A 1,740-nucleotide genomic window follows, 5' to 3' on the forward strand; every position below is an offset into this window, starting at 1 on the left:
CCGACGAGTTCGCTCGCGTCGTACTGCTTCCACGCTTCGCGGTCCGCGCCCAGATAACCGCTGAACGCCTTCTCGCCCCACGGACAGCGCGTGGGCGCCGCAATGGGCGCGAACGCCGATACCGAGCGATAGATGTCCGGATTGCGCAACGCCAGCATCAGCGCACCGTGACCGCCCATCGAGTGGCCGAAGATGCCGAGCCGTTCGCCATCGACGGGCAGTTCGTTGACCACCGTTTCGCGTAACTCGTCGCGCACGTACGAGTACATCCGATAGTGCTTCGACCACGGCGCTTGCGTCGCGTCGACGTAGAAGCCCGCGCCCACGCCGAAGTCCCACGAATCCGTCTCGCCCGGCACGCCCGCGCCGCGCGGGCTCGTGTCCGGCGCGATCAGCGCGATGCCGTGCTGCGCGGCGAAACGCTGCGCGCCCGCCTTGATCGGAAACGTCTCTTCAGTGCAGGTCAGCCCGGCAAGATAGAACAGCGCCGGCACCCTGGTCTGCGCAGCTTCTTTCGGCATGAAGACGGAAAAGCGCATCGGCAGGCCGATTGCCTTCGACTCGTGCCTGTAAATGCGCTGCGTGCCGCCGAACGACGCGTGCGATTCGATCAGTTCGAGCATCGCGCGCTCCTTAATAGATCACGACCGAGCGGATCGACTCGCCCTTCTTCATCAGGTCGAAGCCTTCGTTGATCTGGTCGAGCTTCAGGTGATGCGTGATCAGATCGTCGATATTGATCTTGCCTTCCATGTACCAGTCGACGATCTTCGGCACGTCGGTGCGGCCGCGCGCGCCACCGAACGCCGAGCCCTTCCACTGACGGCCCGTGACCAGCTGGAACGGCCGCGTGCTGATTTCTTCGCCCGCCGCCGCCACGCCGATGATGAACGACTGGCCCCAGCCCTTGTGCGTGCATTCGAGCGCCTGACGCATCAGCTTCGTGTTGCCGACGCACTCGAACGAATAGTCCGCGCCGCCGTCCGTCAGTTGCACGATGTGATCGACGACGTTCTCGACCTCGTTCGGGTTGATGAAGTGCGTCATGCCGAACTTCTTCGCGAGTTCGACGCGGCCCGGATTGATGTCGACGCCGATGATCCTGTCCGCGCCGACCATCTTCGCGCCCTGAATCACGTTCAGGCCGATGCCGCCCAGACCGAACACGACGACATTCGCGCCCGCCTCGACCTTCGCCGAATACACGACCGCGCCGACGCCCGTCGTCACGCCGCAGCCGATGTAGCAGACCTTGTCGAACGGCGCGTCTTCGCGGATCTTCGCGACGGCGATTTCCGGCACGACGATGTAGTTCGAAAAGGTGGACGTGCCCATGTAGTGGAACAGCGGCTTGCCGTCGAGCGAGAAGCGCGAGGTCGCATCGGGCATCAGGCCCTTGCCTTGCGTCGAGCGGATCGCCTGGCAGAGATTGGTCTTGCGCGACAGGCAGAACTTGCATTGACGGCATTCGGGCGTGTAGAGGGGAATCACGTGATCGCCCTTCTTCAACGTGCCGACGCCCGGCCCGACATCGACGACGACGCCCGCGCCTTCGTGGCCGAGAATGGCCGGGAAGATGCCTTCGGGGTCGGCGCCCGACAGCGTGTAGTAGTCGGTATGGCAAATACCCGTCGCCTTCACTTCGATCAGCACTTCACCCGCGCGCGGCCCTTCGAGGTCGACTTCTTCGATCGTCAACGGTGCGCCGGCCTTCCATGCGATTGCTGCTTTCGTTTTCAT

General features: G+C 63.7%; 2 protein-coding genes. Both read right to left on the minus strand.

All coding sequences use genetic code 11. The annotated features are described in order from the left end of the window. Positions 1-623: S-formylglutathione hydrolase (gene fghA, locus H3V53_RS42955; protein WP_336603005.1), on the minus strand; the 623-nt coding region annotated here is incomplete at its 3' end. A 10-nt stretch (positions 624-633) separates the two neighbouring features. Beyond that, a partial coding sequence (locus tag H3V53_RS42960; protein WP_336603006.1) for an S-(hydroxymethyl)glutathione dehydrogenase/class III alcohol dehydrogenase occupies positions 634-1,740 on the minus strand: 1,107 nt, incomplete at its 5' end.

The sequence above is a fragment of the Paraburkholderia bengalensis genome, from assembly GCF_037126505.1.
Taxonomy (GTDB): Bacteria; Pseudomonadota; Gammaproteobacteria; order Burkholderiales; family Burkholderiaceae; genus Paraburkholderia; species Paraburkholderia bengalensis.